The organism is Bacillus cereus group sp. Sample62 (assembly GCF_036851315.1).
GTDB lineage: Bacteria > Bacillota > Bacilli > Bacillales > Bacillaceae_G > Bacillus_A > Bacillus_A wiedmannii.
The window spans coordinates 1,638,690-1,655,458 of the sequence record NZ_JAFLPK010000001.1; the positions used below are offsets into that span (position 1 = coordinate 1,638,690).

The window sequence follows — 16,769 nt, forward strand, 5'->3', positions numbered from 1 at the left end:
TTTACATCATACGGATTTTTTGTTCAAAGTTTTTTTTCATCTGTTTTTCATGTAAACCTGGTAAATCATAAATAACAGCATCAATTCCTACTTCTTTTGCAACGTCAACGGGAATGACAGATGTATGCTTGTCCCCATTATAAAAACAGAGAACTAAATCGGTATCTTCGATTATTTGTTTTACAAAAAACATATAATCCGATCGGTAAATGGAGTCGGAAGGATGATCAAAAGTAACATACTCGGCTCCATGTCTTTTTAAGTAATCAACGACCTCTTGAAATTCATCTGTTAATGCTTGTAACGGCTGTAGCGTGTAAAGGCATAAATTTTGGGCGAGTCTTTCGTTTTCGATGAAAAAACGAAGAATCTCATTTTCGATAGATTTATAACATAATATGTAAATTTTATGTTTGTGAGCATAGTCAGTTAAAAATTTTTTTATTTCTTCTTGATCTAATGCTGTTAATTGATTTGAACCACAAAGAAAAATATTCATAGATTTGTGCCACCTCATGCTAAATTGTAACATATCTTTTATAAAAAATAACTGCAAAATATTAGTGTTCAGAGTATAATTATAAATAACTGGATTTTACGATTAAGTTTAGGAAGAAATAAAAAAATAAATAGGTGATATATATGCTGCGTTCGATCTCGCATAATCCAATTTTATCGCATATACCGCCTGCTACTCAAATGCCGAAAGAAGCAAATGTCAGGACAGGACTTGCATTTTCGGATAATTTGCATGCAGATCCGAAAAAAGATAAATTGTTAGAACAAATGGAAGCATTTGTCGATAACATTGGAGAAATTAAAGAGAAAATTGAAATGGAATTAACGCTTGATAATGTAATGGAATACAAAAATACAGTAAAATCATTTTTGAATTTTTACGTAGATAATGTATTGCAATATAAAGATGTCATGTCTCGCCATCCGCGTTACGGATATTCACAGAAAATGACGATTGTGAAACAGGCGGAAATGGGATTAAATGAGTTAGAAGATGTTATGAATTTAATTAATACGAAAACGGGACATTTAGAAATGTTAAATCAAATTGGAGAAATCCACGGTTTAATTGTAAATTTAGTCTTGTAAAAGGGAAGGAAGCTATATGTACATACAATTATATGAAAAGCTCGTTATTATTCAAAAAGCATATGAAAACATTCAAGCGCTTGGGGAACAAATATATGAGAATTTAAAACATAAAAATGTAAATGCAGTTCAAAAGTTACAAGTAGAGCAATTGCAGTACATTGATGGTTTAAAAAAGTTATCAAGTTCATTTGAAGAAATAGTTGTTCAGTTTTGTAAAGAACAGGGCGTGGAATCATTTCGCGTAAGTGCGTTATTTTCGTATTTTTCTCATGAAGAAATTGAAAAAATGGAAGAATTACAAAAAAATGTAGCTGAATTAGAAGAGAATGTAAAAATGATTCTTTTGAAAAATCAATATTACTTAAACGTACTATTAAAAACTACAGAAAGTATTGTGGATTCCGTTTCTGAATATAATTTAGAGCGAAACAATAATTCACAAATCTTTATGAACGAACTATTGTAAAGGGGAAGTGAAACATAATGAGACTATCTGATTATAATACGCCGCTATCGGGTTTGTTAGCGGCACAAATGGGATTACAAACGACGAAACAAAATTTATCTAACATTCATACGCCTGGTTATGTGCGTCAAATGGTGAATTACGGATCGGCTGGAGCAAGTCATGGCTATTCACCGGAACAAAAAATAGGTTACGGTGTACAAACGTTAGGTGTTGACCGTATTACAGATGAAGTGAAGACGAAACAGTTTAACGATCAATTATCTCAACTCTCATACTATAACTACATGAATTCGACTTTATCACGTGTAGAATCTATGGTTGGAACGACAGGAAAGAATTCATTATCTAGTTTAATGGATGGCTTCTTTAATGCCTTTCGTGAAGTTGCAAAAAATCCAGAACAACCAAATTACTATGACACATTAATTGCTGAAACTGGGAAGTTTACAAGCCAAGTAAATCGTCTGGCGAAAGGTTTAGATACAGCAGAAGCACAAACGAGAGAAGATATTGAAGCGCATGTCAATGAATTTAATCGTCTTGCTGGCAGCTTAGCGGAAGCGAATAAAAAAATTGGACAAGCAGGTACACAAGTACCAAATCAACTTTTGGATGAACGTGATCGTATCATTACAGAAATGTCTAAGTATGCAAATATAGAAGTGTCTTATGAATCTATGAATCCTAATATCGCGAGTGTTAGAATGAATGGTGTTTTAACAGTAAATGGACAAGATACATATCCACTTCAATTAAATAAAGAAAAAGAACCAATGACTGCTGAAATTTACGGTTCGGAAATTCCTTTAACTAGCGGAGCAATCCAATCAGCGATCGATACGAAAGCGAAGATTGCTAGTTATAAGAAAAACCTTGAAGAATTAATGAGTTCTGTAAAGAATGAAGTGAACACGGTAATGGGGAAAGATTTCTTCGTTGGAGATCAAGCGAAAGATATGAAATTAAACCCTGAATTTGCAAAAGATGTTTCGAAAATGAAAATATCAGCTGAAACAGCAAATAAATTAGCAGCAATTACAGATGGAAATTATAAAGAAGGTCTTTCTTATAAACAAGCATTAGACCAATTCGTAGTTGGTGTTGCATCTGATAAAAGTGCAGTGAATGCTTATCAAAAAATTCATGGGGATTTATTAGAGGGGATTCAGCAAGAAAAGATGGGTGTCGAAGGTGTGAATATGGAAGAGGAAATGGTTAATTTAATGGCCTTCCAAAAATATTTCGTTGCAAACTCTAAAGCTATTACTACGATGAATGAAGTGTTTGATAGTCTATTTTCGATTATTCGATAAGTGATAGTAATTGATTGGAAATATATAAGGAGGAGATAGAAATGAGAGTATCTACATTTCAAAATGCAAGCTGGGCAAAGAATCAGTTAATGGATTTGAATGTGCAACAACAATACCACCGAAATCAAGTAACTTCAGGGAAGAAAAACCTTTTTATGAGTGAAGATCCACTTGCAGCAAGTAAATCATTTGCGATTCAACATTCATTGGCGAATATGGAGCAAATGCAAAAAGATATAGCGGATTCGAAAAATGTATTAACACAAACTGAAACTACTTTACAAGGTGTTTTGAAATCTGTAACGAGAGCAGATCAATTAACAGTACAAGCATTAAGTGAGCAAAATGGTGAAAAAGAATTGAAAGCAATCGGTGCAGAGATTGATCAAATTTTAAAACAAGTTGTATATTTAGCGAATACGAAAGAGCAAGGCCGTTATATTTTCGGTGGTGATAGTGCAGAGAAGTCACCATTTACAGAAGATGGTACATATCAAGGTGGACAAAATGATGTGAACTGGCAACTAAATGACGGTTATGAATTCAAAGCTTTCCGTAACGGAGAAGCGTTATTATCACCGGTTATAAAAACGTTAAAACAGATGAGCGAAGCGATGCAAAATGGTGACCAAAAAGCATTACAGCCGTTATTAGGAGAAAATAAGAAAAACTTAGATGGCATCATTAACCGTACAACTGAAGTTGGCTCAACAATGAACACAATGGAGACATTTAAAACAATTTTAAGCGAGCAAAACCTAGCGCTTCAAGAAAACCGTAAAGAAATTGAAGATGTCGATTTAGCGGTCGCAATTTCTGACTTAGCATATATAAACGCAACGTATGAAGCGACGCTTAAAGCAGTTAGTACGATGAGTAAAACGAGCATTTTAGATTATATGTAAACGAATAAGGAGTGATACAACATGGCAGGAACATTAACAGGTATTGGCGGTAGACAACAAATTTGGAACCTCGGAAATAATATGATTGATACTTCTAATCTCGTAGAATTAGAATTGCAAGCATTAAATATGAAAAAAACACCGTATACAACGGAAAAACAACAACTTACACAAGATAAACAATTATACACAAGTTTAAAAAAAGAATTTAGTTCTTTTACACAAACATTTAAAGACTTAGCGTTATTTAAAGGGAATGAAAAAAAAGTTACAACAACACAGGACGGCTATATTAATGTAATAGCTGATGGCGGAGCAATTGCAGGAACATTCAATATGACAATTAAGCAGCTTGCGCAACGTCATCAAATTGCTTCAAATAATATTAAAATTGATGAAAAATTACCTGCAGAAGAAACGCTGGAAATTAACGGGAAACCACTTAAAGTAACAACGGATATGACTTATAAGGACTTAATTAATAAAATTAATGATGGTGATTATGGTGTTTCTGCATATACGCTTGGTGGAAAAGTATTTATGTCTGCTAAAAAAGAGGGAATGGGAGGCGAAATTAAGTTTACAAGTGAAAAATCTGATTTATTCCAAAAAATGGGATTATCTACAGTGGATGGTAAAGCGATGAACGTCGTTAATGAGGCACAGGATGCAATATACAGTATTAATGGCATTGAAGGAAAAAGTGCTAGTAATACAATTGAAACACTCCCTGGTGTAAAAGTGGAGTTATTAAAAATAACTGAATCGAAGGTATCGGACGGTGGAACTGGTACAGAAACAAAAGGAATAGATTTAAAATTTACAGTAAGTGATTCAAACGTAACAGACGCATCCAACCTTATTAAAAAAATGGTGGCAGATTATAATAAAGCGGTTTCTACAGTAGATCTTTTTGCTGGAAAAGATGGAGCCTTCCAGGGACAAGTAATTATGCAAAGTATACGTCAAGTAATGAATAGTGTTGTAACATTTTCTCAAGATGATAATTATTTATTTACTTTTGGTATCCAAATAAAGCAGGATGGGACATTAGAAGTCGATGATGAAACTCTAACAAAGGCATTAAAAGAAAAGCCAGATACAGCTAAACAGTTTTTCTTTAGCTCAAATGGCTTAGGAAAAATGATGGAAGCCCCGCTTGAAAAGCTTTTCGGTGATAAAGGTGTCGTTGGGGAACGAGTAAAGAGTATAGATTCGCGTGTAAGTGATTTAGATAGAAAAATTAGCGATATTGATATGCAAAATAAACAAAAACAAGATGATATTGTGAAGAAGTATCAAAAGCTAGAGAGTACATTAGCAGCCCTAGATAGCCAATTAAAAACAATTAAAGCAATGACAAAACAAAAAAGTGATGATTAATGAAAGGTAAGGAAGTGATTCTATGCAAGCATGGCAACGTTATATGCAAAATGATATTATGACGAGTAATCCAATTAAAAATACAATTTTTATTTATGAAAGATGTATTGTAGAGTTTCGTAATTTAGAAGAGCTTTTACATACTTTTAAACTACAAGAAGCGGATGCACTTCTTGAAAAGTTAGAACGTATTTTTGAAGAATTAAAGCTTCAATTAAATCCTGAAATTACGAAAGATCTATATGATAGTTTATATGGCTTATACGATTGGATTAGCATTCAAATTCAAACGATGAAAGTAACACGTGAAGCCAAAGACATGGATGCAATTGTGAAAGTGTTACAAGATTTAATAGATGGTTACCGCGGAGCACTTGAAAATGAACAATGATATTTATCGGACGTTTGTCGGCTGTTTTAATGAAATCGGTGAATTGCAAGTGTCAGATGGAGAGTTTGCTGAGAAGAGTGAGATGCTAAATCGCTGGATGATGACATTGGATGAGGAAACACGTGCGCAAGTTGCAGCGGAAGTAAGCCCATTTATTATTAAAGCGGCACAGCATATTCGAGATAAGCAAAAGATTTTGGAAGAAATGATTATGACAAATGATGGGCGCATGAAAGCTAATTCATTTTACGGTAAATTTTAATGATTGAGTTTAGAAACGGATTCCCCTTTTAAGAGGGGATCCATTCCTTTGTTTAAATAAAGACTTCCGCTGATTGAGGTTTCATTTTATGACTGTAATGAAAAAATAGTAGTAATCTAAATAATATGAAAATGAACTTTAGTTTGTAGATCATATATTGAAATGTTTCATAGATTATTGCGTGTATACAGTTTTTTTGTATTCTTTTTTATATTTTTGTATTTTTCTAAAGACAACAATGGAAAAATGGAATAAAATATGTAAGGGTACATGATTGTTAATATTTTAATAAACGCATATAAGAAAATAAATAATGAAGTGAAACTTCCATCAGTGGATCATTAAGTTAAAAAAGAAAGGGTGTGGAATATGCCAGATTTAGTGAGTGATGTAGGCCATTATATGAATTATTTAGTGACGAAACGAAATACTGTTTCTAGTAATATTGCAAATGCGAATACACCCGGCTATAAAGCACAAGATGTAACATTTGCTGAGCAAATGAATAAAAGTAGTGCATTATATAAGAACAATGCTGCGGACTTAAAGAGCAATCCAAATTTATATCAAACGAATGAAATGCACTTACCGACAGTGAATACGAAAAATACATATGCAAAGATGCAAACAAAATCAATGCAAACGAATAAAGATGGAAATAGTGTGGATGTAACGACAGAAATGCTAGATTTAATGAAAGCAAATCAGTTATACGGTATTTCAGTTAACGCGATTAATACACAATATGCAATTAACCAAGCGGCACGCGGACGTTAAAAGTAGAAGGAGAGACAACGATGTTTCAGGCAATTAATGCAAGTGGCTCAGGGCTAACGACAGCGAGAAAGTGGATGGAAGTTACTTCTAACAATATTGTAAATGCAAATACAACGGCTGCTCCGGGGGCGAATTTATATGAGCGTCGTAGTGTAGTGCTAGAATCAAACAATAGTTTTGCAAATATGTTAGATGGGTCTCCTACAAATGGAGTAAAAATAAAAAGTATTGAAGCAGATAAAACTGAAAACTTAGTGTATGATCCAACACATCCGCATGCAAATGAAGAAGGATATGTACGTTATCCAAATATTGATGTGACTGCTGAAATGACGAATGTAATGGTTGCCCAAAAAATGTACGAAGCGAATACAAGTGTATTAAATGCGAATAAAAAAATGCTGGATAAAGATTTAGAAATCGGCCGAGGATAAGGGGGAATATAGTAATATGAAAATCCAACCAATGTTAAATACGCAACCATTTGGAGCAATTCAGTCAATTGGTGCACCGAAAACGTCTCAAACATCTGTAGTTGAGGGGAAAAAGTTTATTGATTTATTGGAAGATATGAATCAAACGCAAAACAATGCGCAAACAGCAGTATATGATTTACTAACTAAAGGAGTAGGAGAAACGCATGACGTTTTAATTCAGCAGAAGAAGGCTGAGTCTCAAATGAAAACGGCTGCTCTCGTACGTGATAATCTTATTGAAAATTATAAGTCACTAATTAATATGCAAATTTAGGAAAGTGGACGGGTGTGTTTAAATGGAAAAGATAAAAAATGTTATCCAATCGTTAAAAACGTGGCATAAGTTAGTAATCGGTGCTGCGCTTTTAGCGATTGTAACAGGAGCACTTTTATACTTCACCTTGCCAGATAAATATGTTGTTGTATATCAAAATTTAAATGATACAGATAAGCAAGAGATTACAGCAGAATTATCGAAGTTAGGTGTCGATTATCAGTTAGCGGCCGATGGATCGATTCGTGTGCAAAAAAATGATGCTCCATGGGTTCGAAAAGAAATGAATGGAATGGGCTTACCGTTTAATTCTAAAAGCGGTGAGGAAATTTTATTAGAAAGCTCGCTCGGTTCAAGTGAGCAAGATAAAAAAATGAAGCAAATTGTCGGTACGAAAAAGCAATTGGAGCAAGATATCGTAAGAAACTTTGCGACAGTTGAAACGGCAAATGTTCAAATTACATTACCTGAAAAAGAGACAATTTTTGATGAAGAAAAAGCAAAAGGAACAGCGGCAATTACTGTAGGTGTGAAACGTGGCCAATTATTAACGGCAGATCAGGTTGCAGGTATACAGCAAATGATTAGTGCTGCAGTTCCTGGCGTGAAAGCAGAAGAAGTAAGTGTGATTGATAGCAAAAAAGGTATTATCTCAAAAGGAGCAGATGAAGCGCATTCTACTAGTTCCTCTTCTTATGAAAAAGAAGTAGAGATGCAGCAACAAATTGAAGGTAAATTAAAGCAAGATATTGATGCAACGTTAATGACGATGTTTAAACCGAATGAATATAAAGTGAATACGAAAGTGTCTGTAAACTATGATGAAGTTACACGCCAGTCAGAAAAATATGGTGATAAAGGTGTACTTCGTAGTAAACAAGAGCAAGAAGAAAGCTCTACTGCACAAGAAGGAGCAGAGACGAAGCAAGGCGCTGGTATTACAGCGAACGGCGAAGTGCCAAACTACGGTACGAACAATAATCAAAATGGTAAAATCGTCTATGATAATAAAAATGGTAACAAAATTGAAAACTATGAAATAGATAAAACAGTCGAAACAATTAAGAAACACCCAGAATTAACGAAAACAAATGTTGTAGTATGGGTAGACAATGATACGTTAGTAAAACGAAAAATGGATATGACTACTTTCAAAGAAGCAATCGGCACAGCTGCTGGGCTTCAAGCTGATCCGAATGGAAACTTTACAAACGGTCAAGTTAACGTTGTAACTGTTCAGTTTGATCAGCCGAAAGAAGAGAAGAAGAAAGAACCAGAAGAAAGCGGTATAAACTGGTGGTTATTCGGTGGAATTCCAGCTGGTTTATTAGCAATTGGTGGTCTAGTATGGTTCTTATTAGCAAGACGTAAGAGAAAGAAAGAAGAAGAGGAATATGAAGAATACTTAGCAGAAGAGGAAATTGCTGCAAGTAATGAAAGTATCATGGAAATTCCTGAAGAAAAAATAGTACCAGAGCCAAAACCAGAACCAGAAGAACCGAAAGAACCAACGTTAGATGAACAAGTGCATGATGCTACGAAAGAACATGTAGAAGGAACTGCAAAAGTAATTAAAAAATGGTTAAATGGACAGTAAGGGAGGAACAACGATGTTAGATGAAATCTCCTCCAAAGAAAAAGCTGCCATCCTTATTCGTACATTAGAAGAAGGGGTGGCAGCAAAAGTCATTGAATATATGACGGCTGAGGAAAAAGAAGTATTACTTCGTGAAATCGCGAAGTTTCGTGTATATAAACCGGAAACGTTAGAAAATGTACTAGGGGAGTTCTTGTATGAATTAAATGTAAAAGAATTAAACCTAGTGACTCCAGATAAAGAATATATTCGTCGCATATTTAAAAATATGCCAGAAGACGAACTAGAAAAATTATTGGAAGATCTTTGGTATAACAAAGATAATCCGTTTGAATTCTTAAATTCACTTGCGGATTTAGAACCGCTTCTTACTGTACTTAATGATGAATCGCCACAAACGATTGCGATTATCGCTTCTTATATTAAACCGCAGCTTGCTTCTCAATTAATTGAGAGATTACCAGATCATAAGCGAGTAGAAACGGTAATGGGGATTGCGAAGCTAGAGCAAGTTGATGGTGAATTAATAAATCAAATTGGTGATTTATTAAAATCAAAATTAAATAATATGGCATTTAATGCAATTAATAAAACGGATGGCTTGAAAACAATAGTAAACATTTTAAATAATGTTTCACGAGGTGTTGAAAAAACAGTCTTTCAAAAGCTGGATGAAATGGATTATGAGTTATCTGAGAAAATTAAAGAAAACATGTTTGTATTTGAAGACTTACTCGGACTTGAAGATCTTGCACTTCGTCGTGTATTAGAAGAAATTACAGATAACGGTGTTATTGCGAAAGCACTTAAAATTGCAAAAGAAGAAATTAAAGAGAAATTATTTACATGTATGTCTTCAAACCGTAAAGAGATGATTCTAGAAGAATTAGATGGCTTAGGGCCGCTTAAGATGACGGATGCTGAAAAGGCACAGCAAACGATTACAGGCACAGTGAAAAAGCTAGAGAAGGAAGGAAGAATTATCGTTCAAAGAGGTGAAGATGATGTCCTTATTTAAAAACAGAATTCCGAAGAATTCTGTTTCTTTTTCTGAAGAAACGTATGAATTACAATTTCCAAAACCAATACCAGTTCAAGTCGAAGAAGAAATACAGGTGGACCATGAAGAGCTTCTTGCACAGCAACAATCATTACATACTGAACTGAATCAACTAAGGCAAGAACAGCAAACGCTAGAAAGAGAGCGTCAACAGCTATTGCAAGATAAAGAACAATTTCAAATGCATATTCATGAACAAATGGAACAGATGGAAGCAGCACGTATGCAGTTTCAAAAAGAACAACAAGAAACAGCATATGAATGGACAGAGTTATTATGGAATCAATCTTTTCATCTAGCAGAAAAAATCGTGAATCAAGCAGTAGATTCACGATTGCTTGATGTGTTACCCATTTTAACTGGTATCGTTCAAACGTTGCCTACTTCGTTTGAAAAATTAATCATTACCGTACACCCAGAAACATTTGAACGTATTCAAGAAGAGAAGGAAAATACGAAAGAGTATTGGTTACTACAATTAGTAGAATGGAAATATGATTTCTCCTTACAGTTCGGTGAATTTGTTCTAGAAGAAGAGAAAGAGTTTTTTGAATTTAAATTTGCACCTATATTTGCGAAACTTCGCCAGAAATGGGAAGAAGAGAAGGTATTTGAGGAGCAAAATGTATGAATCGACTATTAATGAATGAAAACCAAAAATGGAATACATTTATTGAAACGCCGTTTTATACGAAAGTCGGTAAAGTTCATAGTGTACAAGAACAGTTTTTTGTAGCGAAAGGGCCAAAGGCGAAAATCGGTGATGTTTGTCTCGTTGGAGAACATAGCGTCTTATGTGAAGTAATTGCAATCGAAAAAGAGAACAACATGTTACTTCCATTTGAACAAACAGAAAAAGTATGTTACGGAGATTCAGTTACACTAATTGCAGAAGATGTTGTTATACCTCGTGGTAATCATTTACTCGGAAAAGTGTTAAGTGCAAATGGCGAAGTACTAAATGAGGATGCAGAGAATATTCCATTACAAAAAATAAAACTAGATGCCCCGCCTATTCATGCATTTGAACGTGAAGAAATTACCGATGTATTTGAAACTGGAATCAAATCGATTGATTCTATGCTAACAATTGGCATCGGTCAAAAGATTGGTATTTTTGCAGGTTCTGGTGTTGGTAAATCTACTTTACTCGGAATGATTGCAAAAAATGCAAAAGCTGACATTAATGTTATTAGTTTAGTAGGAGAACGTGGCCGGGAAGTAAAAGACTTTATTCGAAAAGAATTAGGTGAAGAAGGAATGCGAAAAAGCGTCGTTGTTGTAGCGACGTCAGATGAAAGTCACCTAATGCAACTTCGTGCAGCGAAACTTGCAACGTCTATTGCTGAATATTTCCGTGATCAAGGTAATAACGTACTACTTATGATGGACTCTGTTACTCGTTTTGCTGATGCGCGTAGAAGTGTTGATATTGCCGTTAAAGAGTTGCCGATCGGTGGTAAAACACTCTTAATGGAAAGTTATATGAAGAAGCTGTTAGAGCGCTCTGGGAAAACACAAAAGGGATCTATAACAGGTATTTATACCGTACTCGTTGATGGGGATGATTTAAACGGACCTGTACCAGATTTAGCACGAGGTATTTTAGATGGGCATATTGTGTTAAAGCGTGAACTTGCAACACTTAGTCATTACCCTGCTATTTCAGTGCTAGACTCAGTGAGTAGGATTATGGAAGAAATCGTTTCGCTAACTCATTGGCAACTTGCAAATGAAATGAGAAAAATCTTATCTGTTTATAAAGAAAATGAATTGTATTTTAAATTAGGGACGATTCAAGAAAATGCTGAAAATGCTTATATTTTTGAATGTAAAAACAAAGTAGAAGGTATAAATACGTTTTTAAAACAAGGTCGATCTGATAGTTTCCAATTTGATGATATTGTTGAAGCGATGCACCATACAGTATAAGACCTCAGCCCAAGAGGTCTTATTTTTTTGTTTTTTAATATTTCACAGATTTTTTTGGAAAAAAACTATATAATAGAAAAAGAGAACGTTATAATAGGAAGGGGCTATGAAAACAGGTGGATAAGCAGCAGTACGACACGATAAAATTGCAAATAAATCAAGAAAAAGAACAGATTTTGAAAGAAGTGTATGAATTAACAGGTGAAAAAAGAAAAATAGAACAAAAAAAAGAATATGATTTATATGTAGTAAAATCGCGTAGTAAAGTCGTACAAACTGGGCAGCGTATAATGGCCGGTATGCTTTCGTCACATACGTTTTCACCTGAAAGAATAGAAGAATGGAATCGGAAAATTAAAAAAACGGAAGATTTTATTCGAAAAAATGAAAGCCTTTTAGAGCAAGTAAAAGAAAAAGAACGTGTCATTGATGAGATGTATCAAGAAGGTTGTAGAAAGCTTGCTAAAGTACGAGAAAAGCAGGAAGAAAAAATGCTTCTTGATTTGAAAATGTGTATGAATGGATGAGGTGAATATAGTGATACAGTCTGTATTACCGGTGCAACAAAGTTTACCTCCGCAAAAAGAAAAAGGGCTAGAAGTACAATCAAAAAGTGAAGATTCTTCATTCGATCGTACGATGAGAATGGAAAATAAAAAGCAGCCGAAAACGGAGAAAATGAAACGAGAAGAAGCACCAAAAGAAGAAAAAAAAGAATATATTCTTTCTAAACAATCAGTAACGAAAGAAGAGCCAATTGTAAAGAAAGAAGAAAAAAAAGAGACAGAACAGTTACTATTAGCTGTATCTGAGCAAATGGTTGCAATTGAACAATTACGTGTGCAGCCGGAATTGTTATATCAATACATACAAAAAATACAAGAGCTATATAAAGAATATGGCAATATAAAACTTAACGAATTACCCGCCAATGAATTACAACAGTTGCAAGAGCTTCTTTCAAATATGAATATCAAAAATGCTATATGTTTAGAAGATACAATGCAAATGGTATTAGACAAAATGAAGATGCCGGAGCAAACGATGCAAGTATTGAAAGTGGTAGAAACAGAAACTTGTAATATCGCAAAAAAACAAGAAGATTCCAAAGACTTAGATGTAGATCTTCCAAAAGCTGAGGGCGATGATGTAAAGATAGAGTTGCCGGAAGGTGATGTGTTAAACGATTCGAGTTCAACGGGTGCGGAGTTATTAAATAAAGCAACGGGTACGGATCCAATAGGAAAATCAAATAGTGGCGCTGAGAAAGTTACGTTACCTGACTTAGGAAAGAAAATGGAAGCACAAGTAGAAGCGTTGCAAAAATTTGTAGTGAAACAAGAGCGTGTTTTATTTCAGTTAAATCCAGAAAAACTTGGCACATTAACGGTGTTTATGAAAAAACATGGAGATCAAATTGATGTTCACGTAGAAATGGAAAAACATGATGCGAAAAAACGTGTTGAAATCATTTTTGATGAATTGAGACTGAAGTTAAAAGAAAAAGAAATCAATATTCAAATTAGCTATTCAGATAAAGATGAAAATCGAAAAGAACAGCGAGAACAAGAGCAAAGACAAAAACAAAAATTAGCAAGTACGAAACATGAAAAACAACATTCAAAAGAATTTGCGGGATTATTGGAGGAATAAAGTGTGCCAACAGTTGGATTAAATACAACGAGTACAAATCATATTCCGTTACAAGCAGGAGCACAAACAAAAAACGCATCTGTTACTGGTGCACAGTCGACAGCTCAACAAGCAAACGGAGTATCAGCAAGTACTCAAAAAACACCCGGTATTATGGATAAAGATGATTTCCTGAAACTTTTCTTAGCAAGCTTTCAACATCAAGACCCGTTTAATGCGATGGATATGAACCAAATGATGAACCAAACAGCACAGCTATCGCTTATGGAGCAAGTACAGAATATGACGAAAGCAGTAGATAAACTGCAATCAACGATGTATTCGACGGCTCTTGATGGAGGGATGAAGTTTTTAGGAAAGTACGTTAGAGGTGTAAGCAATAATGGAAAGCAAGTGACTGGTCAAGTGGAAACAGTTCGACTTGCTGAAAATAACGATGTGCAACTTATTGTTGATAATCAAGTTGTCTCACTTCGTTTCATAGAGAGGGTTTCTGATAAACCGATAACAGAAACTAATCCGGAAGATGAGAAGAAAGATGATATAGAAAAAAATGAAGAGGTTAAGCAAGATTAATAAAAGGAGTGTACAAAGGTTATGATTAAAGCGTTATATACAAGTATTACAGGGATGAATGCAGCACAAAATGCATTAAGTGTTACTTCAAATAATATTGCAAATGCACAAACAGTTGGATATAAAAAGCAAAAGGCTATTTTTGATGATTTGCTATATAATAATACGGTTGGTTCACGTGGTGATGGTGCTTATGCTGGTACGAATCCAAAGAGTATTGGTAACGGTGTAAAGTTCAGTGGGACATCTACAGATTTTAGTGATGGCTCTATTACTTTAACTAGTGATAAGATGGAGACAGCGATAGAAGGAAACGGTTTGTTTTTAGTTGGTGATCGTAATGCTGGAAATGTAGAGTATACGAGAAAAGGGTCTTTTGGTGTATCGAAAGATAGCTATGTTACAAATACAGGTGGACAGTATGTACTAGGTTATGGTGTAAAAACAGGAACACAAGAAGTAGATTTTTCTTCACGACCAAGCCCAATTCATATTCCAATGGGATCAGCTGTTGGTGGGATTGAAACAGATAAAGCGACAATAGGCGGAAACCTTCCTAGAAACCAAAATGCATTATCTCACGAATTCACAGTTTTTGATGCGGAAGGAAACTCGTTAACGTTACGTGTAAATATTAAACAAAAGACTACAAAAGAGACTGTAGATGGTAAAGAAGTTGAAAAGCCAGTGCCAGGCGAATATACATATTCAGTTTCTGTAAGAAATGATTCTAAAAACGAAAAAGAATTTAAGCCTATTGAAGGTATGCCGGACAACAAACCTCTTATATTTGATACATTAGGGAATTTAAAGCAAACAGATGAACCCGTACAAAAAGATCCAGTAACTGGTGAAATTACTAAAGGTGGAACGGTTGATATTCCTTTTGGAAAGGGATTGAAACTGGATTTAAGTGGTTTAACAAATTATCCGACAGGGAAAACTATTTCTACAACAGAAGTAACGGGGCGTCCAGCTGCAATTGCAAATGACTACTCTATTTCTGACGGCGGTTTCGTTATGATGAAATATTCAGATGGTAGTATGAAAGTTGTAGGACAACTAGCTATAGCTACATTCCCGAATTCAGGTGGATTAATGAAAACTGGGAATGGAAATTACGTTGCGACACCATCAGCGGGTATTCCGGGGATAGGTGTTGCTGGTGAGAATGGTGCAGGTAATGTACGAGGATCAGCAAAAGAAAGTTCAAACGTAGATTTATCAGTAGAATTCGTTGACTTAATGCTTTATCAACGTGGATTCCAAGGAAATGCGAAAGTAATTAAAGTGTCAGATGAAGTATTAAATGAAGTTGTAAACTTAATTCGATAATATATCATAAAGTAAAATTGTAATGTAGTAGAAAGGGTTTTTTATTCGTATGACGACAAGACAAGAGCGAATTTTACAATTGCCTTTTTTCGAGAATAAACGTGAACTTGCAGAGCAAGTGTTGAAAATGGAAAGAGAAGAGCATATATATTTACCTGATCAATTTGAAATTAAGCAAGTACCTGCATATTCATTTGGTGAAAAGCAATCAATTATTGGCCGTATTCATGAGTTTTATTTCGTAAGTGTTGGTAGCGAAGGAGAATGGAAGTATCAACTGTTTAAGGACGAGATGAAGTGCCGTGAGTTTTTTATTACACTATCAGGGATAACGGATCAGCAGATTGCATTTTGGTTCAATAACATCGAGTTATTGAAAAGCTCTTAAAAAGATCTAAAAAGACCTTAAAAGCTCTTTTTAGGGTTGAAGAGAGGACCTAGCGTTGTTTTGGAGCGGTTAGTGCCTAATAGGGCCGCGACTGGTGTGTAAGGACAGAGGTATGGAGAGTTACTAGGGTAGTATAAGAAGAGGTAAGCAAAGTTTAGTGTGGATAAACAGTTATGATCCAGACGAGCTCCTATTTGTAAGAATAGAGCTATGGAGGCGTACGGAGATGGTTGGGAATGAGATAATCATTTCATTTTAGGCCAGTGCCTTCTAGATAGTATGTGACGATAGATTTCTATAAAAGGAGAGGTGAGGAGGATGGCGCAGAATAAGTATCGCGTTACATTCATTTCGCCAAGTGAGGTTGAGCAGCGGACTGTAATGGCGGCGAGTAGTTTGCCAGATTTAATTCGTAAAGTAGAGAGTATTATTGCAGATCCGAACGGTTACTTTGTAAATGATAAAAAAAATAATTGCTATTTTAAAGTGATTAAAGAAAATGTTACGTTTATTCAATATGAGTTACTGTTTTCGGATAAGGAAATTCATATTGAAAAATTAAAACATATAGCACCATCTATATTGAAACAATTATTTAAAAAAATAAATGATCCAGAATTATATGCGCTTGCGCTACTTGATGTTGATATAGCGACGAAAGAATATGTGCTAGAAGAAATGGATTCGGAGCTAAGAATAAGAGTAGAAACGGAGCTTTCGAAAAAGTGGGAAGCAATGCCGACAGAAATTGTAGGAGCACAAGAAGTATTATTAGAGGCACTTGCTTCGTTTATACAAGATTAAGCGTCTTTTAAAATAAATCGTTCGACTATCTATATTTTTCATATAGGTAGTTGACTTTTTCGGT

At 34.7% G+C, this 16,769-nt stretch carries 21 protein-coding genes; 20 read left to right on the forward strand and 1 reads right to left on the reverse strand.

All coding sequences use genetic code 11. From position 1 onward, the window contains the following. Position 1: 1 nt before the first annotated feature. On the reverse strand, positions 2 to 499 hold the full coding sequence (locus tag J0835_RS08330; protein ID WP_087980052.1) for a flagellar motor switch protein FliG: 498 nt from the start codon (positions 497 to 499) through the stop codon (positions 2 to 4). Between the two features lie 143 nt (positions 500 to 642). Between J0835_RS08330 and J0835_RS08335 the strand changes: the two genes are divergently transcribed. The 20 genes from J0835_RS08335 to J0835_RS08430 all read left to right on the forward strand — a co-directional run bounded on the left by J0835_RS08335 (position 643) and on the right by J0835_RS08430 (position 16,705). After that, positions 643 to 1,107, forward strand: coding sequence for a YaaR family protein (locus J0835_RS08335; RefSeq protein ID WP_000946323.1), 465 nt, complete (start codon positions 643 to 645; stop codon positions 1,105 to 1,107). 16 nt (positions 1,108 to 1,123) lie between these two features. Further along, entirely contained in the window at positions 1,124 to 1,576 is a 453-nt protein-coding gene (locus J0835_RS08340) for a hypothetical protein (RefSeq protein WP_075308879.1), read from the forward strand. Positions 1,577 to 1,593: 17 nt separating this feature from the next. After that, the gene (gene flgK / locus J0835_RS08345) at positions 1,594 to 2,892 is read left to right on the forward strand and encodes a flagellar hook-associated protein FlgK (protein ID WP_087980053.1); all 1,299 of its coding nucleotides are present in this window, start codon (positions 1,594 to 1,596) and stop codon (positions 2,890 to 2,892) included. A gap of 41 nt (positions 2,893 to 2,933) precedes the next feature. Next, positions 2,934 to 3,797 (forward strand): flagellar hook-associated protein 3, encoded by an 864-nt coding sequence (locus tag J0835_RS08350; protein WP_087980054.1) that lies wholly within the window; start codon positions 2,934 to 2,936, stop codon positions 3,795 to 3,797. 21 nt (positions 3,798 to 3,818) lie between these two features. Beyond that, positions 3,819 to 5,180, forward strand: coding sequence for a flagellar hook-associated protein 2 (locus tag J0835_RS08355; RefSeq protein WP_087980055.1), 1,362 nt, complete (start codon positions 3,819 to 3,821; stop codon positions 5,178 to 5,180). Between the two features lie 22 nt (positions 5,181 to 5,202). Beyond that, positions 5,203 to 5,571 (forward strand): flagellar export chaperone FliS, encoded by a 369-nt coding sequence (locus J0835_RS08360; protein WP_087980056.1) that lies wholly within the window; start codon positions 5,203 to 5,205, stop codon positions 5,569 to 5,571. Further along, positions 5,561 to 5,833 carry a hypothetical protein gene (locus J0835_RS08365; RefSeq protein WP_001058080.1) on the forward strand — a complete coding sequence of 91 codons (273 nt, stop codon included), beginning with the start codon at positions 5,561 to 5,563 and terminating at the stop codon, positions 5,831 to 5,833. The genes J0835_RS08360 and J0835_RS08365 overlap by 11 nt, the downstream gene beginning before the upstream one ends. Positions 5,834 to 6,202: 369 nt before the next feature. Beyond that, positions 6,203 to 6,610 carry a flagellar basal body rod protein FlgB gene (flgB, locus tag J0835_RS08370; protein WP_087980057.1) on the forward strand — a complete coding sequence of 136 codons (408 nt, stop codon included), beginning with the start codon at positions 6,203 to 6,205 and terminating at the stop codon, positions 6,608 to 6,610. A gap of 20 nt (positions 6,611 to 6,630) precedes the next feature. Beyond that, positions 6,631 to 7,044: a flagellar basal body rod protein FlgC gene (gene flgC, locus J0835_RS08375; RefSeq protein ID WP_042511534.1), complete on the forward strand. Its 414-nt coding sequence runs from the start codon at positions 6,631 to 6,633 to the stop codon at positions 7,042 to 7,044. 16 nt (positions 7,045 to 7,060) lie between these two features. Further along, complete coding sequence (gene fliE, locus J0835_RS08380) at positions 7,061 to 7,360, forward strand: flagellar hook-basal body complex protein FliE (RefSeq protein WP_000701682.1); 300 nt, start codon at positions 7,061 to 7,063, stop codon at positions 7,358 to 7,360. Between the two features lie 22 nt (positions 7,361 to 7,382). Next, the gene (locus J0835_RS08385) at positions 7,383 to 8,957 is read left to right on the forward strand and encodes a flagellar M-ring protein FliF C-terminal domain-containing protein (RefSeq protein ID WP_048566831.1); all 1,575 of its coding nucleotides are present in this window, start codon (positions 7,383 to 7,385) and stop codon (positions 8,955 to 8,957) included. Between the two features lie 13 nt (positions 8,958 to 8,970). Beyond that, positions 8,971 to 9,975, forward strand: a complete 1,005-nt coding sequence (locus J0835_RS08390; RefSeq protein WP_000883360.1) for a flagellar motor switch protein FliG — start codon at positions 8,971 to 8,973, stop codon at positions 9,973 to 9,975. Continuing rightward, positions 9,962 to 10,648 carry a FliH/SctL family protein gene (locus tag J0835_RS08395; protein ID WP_087980058.1) on the forward strand — a complete coding sequence of 229 codons (687 nt, stop codon included), beginning with the start codon at positions 9,962 to 9,964 and terminating at the stop codon, positions 10,646 to 10,648. Before J0835_RS08390 ends, J0835_RS08395 begins: the two co-directional genes overlap by 14 nt. Further along, positions 10,645 to 11,949 carry a flagellar protein export ATPase FliI gene (gene fliI / locus J0835_RS08400; RefSeq protein WP_087980059.1) on the forward strand — a complete coding sequence of 435 codons (1,305 nt, stop codon included), beginning with the start codon at positions 10,645 to 10,647 and terminating at the stop codon, positions 11,947 to 11,949. The genes J0835_RS08395 and fliI overlap by 4 nt, the downstream gene beginning before the upstream one ends. A gap of 116 nt (positions 11,950 to 12,065) precedes the next feature. Next, complete coding sequence (locus J0835_RS08405; protein WP_048566834.1) at positions 12,066 to 12,476, forward strand: hypothetical protein; 411 nt, start codon at positions 12,066 to 12,068, stop codon at positions 12,474 to 12,476. 10 nt (positions 12,477 to 12,486) lie between these two features. Continuing rightward, positions 12,487 to 13,602, forward strand: a complete 1,116-nt coding sequence (locus J0835_RS08410) for a flagellar hook-length control protein FliK (RefSeq protein WP_140386723.1) — start codon at positions 12,487 to 12,489, stop codon at positions 13,600 to 13,602. 3 nt (positions 13,603 to 13,605) lie between these two features. Next, on the forward strand, positions 13,606 to 14,178 hold the full coding sequence (locus J0835_RS08415; RefSeq protein WP_001143483.1) for a flagellar hook assembly protein FlgD: 573 nt from the start codon (positions 13,606 to 13,608) through the stop codon (positions 14,176 to 14,178). A 21-nt stretch (positions 14,179 to 14,199) separates the two neighbouring features. Then, positions 14,200 to 15,513 (forward strand): flagellar hook protein FlgE, encoded by a 1,314-nt coding sequence (gene flgE, locus J0835_RS08420; RefSeq protein ID WP_087980061.1) that lies wholly within the window; start codon positions 14,200 to 14,202, stop codon positions 15,511 to 15,513. Positions 15,514 to 15,562: 49 nt separating this feature from the next. Then, positions 15,563 to 15,901, forward strand: coding sequence for a DUF3964 family protein (locus tag J0835_RS08425; RefSeq protein ID WP_000213334.1), 339 nt, complete (start codon positions 15,563 to 15,565; stop codon positions 15,899 to 15,901). A 318-nt stretch (positions 15,902 to 16,219) separates the two neighbouring features. Next, a complete protein-coding gene (locus J0835_RS08430) occupies positions 16,220 to 16,705 on the forward strand; it encodes a hypothetical protein (protein ID WP_000068322.1) in 486 nt (161 codons plus the stop codon). Positions 16,706 to 16,769: the final 64 nt, after the last annotated feature.

What these genes read in the sequence shown, in the direction of transcription:
- J0835_RS08390 (WP_000883360.1), top strand. Translation starts at nt 8,971, where the DNA reads ATGTTAGATGAAATCTCCTCCAAAGAAAAAGCTGCCATCCTTATTCGT.
- J0835_RS08360 (WP_087980056.1), top strand. Translation starts at nt 5,203, where the DNA reads ATGCAAGCATGGCAACGTTATATGCAAAATGATATTATGACGAGTAAT.
- J0835_RS08385 (WP_048566831.1), top strand. Translation starts at nt 7,383, where the DNA reads ATGGAAAAGATAAAAAATGTTATCCAATCGTTAAAAACGTGGCATAAG.
- J0835_RS08330 (WP_087980052.1), bottom strand. Translation starts at nt 499, where the DNA reads ATGAATATTTTTCTTTGTGGTTCAAATCAATTAACAGCATTAGATCAA.
- fliI (WP_087980059.1), top strand. Translation starts at nt 10,645, where the DNA reads ATGAATCGACTATTAATGAATGAAAACCAAAAATGGAATACATTTATT.
- flgK (WP_087980053.1), top strand. Translation starts at nt 1,594, where the DNA reads ATGAGACTATCTGATTATAATACGCCGCTATCGGGTTTGTTAGCGGCA.
- J0835_RS08335 (WP_000946323.1), top strand. Translation starts at nt 643, where the DNA reads ATGCTGCGTTCGATCTCGCATAATCCAATTTTATCGCATATACCGCCT.
- J0835_RS08350 (WP_087980054.1), top strand. Translation starts at nt 2,934, where the DNA reads ATGAGAGTATCTACATTTCAAAATGCAAGCTGGGCAAAGAATCAGTTA.
- fliE (WP_000701682.1), top strand. Translation starts at nt 7,061, where the DNA reads ATGAAAATCCAACCAATGTTAAATACGCAACCATTTGGAGCAATTCAG.
- flgB (WP_087980057.1), top strand. Translation starts at nt 6,203, where the DNA reads ATGCCAGATTTAGTGAGTGATGTAGGCCATTATATGAATTATTTAGTG.
- J0835_RS08395 (WP_087980058.1), top strand. Translation starts at nt 9,962, where the DNA reads ATGTCCTTATTTAAAAACAGAATTCCGAAGAATTCTGTTTCTTTTTCT.
- J0835_RS08430 (WP_000068322.1), top strand. Translation starts at nt 16,220, where the DNA reads ATGGCGCAGAATAAGTATCGCGTTACATTCATTTCGCCAAGTGAGGTT.
- flgC (WP_042511534.1), top strand. Translation starts at nt 6,631, where the DNA reads ATGTTTCAGGCAATTAATGCAAGTGGCTCAGGGCTAACGACAGCGAGA.
- J0835_RS08425 (WP_000213334.1), top strand. Translation starts at nt 15,563, where the DNA reads ATGACGACAAGACAAGAGCGAATTTTACAATTGCCTTTTTTCGAGAAT.
- J0835_RS08365 (WP_001058080.1), top strand. Translation starts at nt 5,561, where the DNA reads ATGAACAATGATATTTATCGGACGTTTGTCGGCTGTTTTAATGAAATC.
- J0835_RS08340 (WP_075308879.1), top strand. Translation starts at nt 1,124, where the DNA reads ATGTACATACAATTATATGAAAAGCTCGTTATTATTCAAAAAGCATAT.
- flgE (WP_087980061.1), top strand. Translation starts at nt 14,200, where the DNA reads ATGATTAAAGCGTTATATACAAGTATTACAGGGATGAATGCAGCACAA.
- J0835_RS08355 (WP_087980055.1), top strand. Translation starts at nt 3,819, where the DNA reads ATGGCAGGAACATTAACAGGTATTGGCGGTAGACAACAAATTTGGAAC.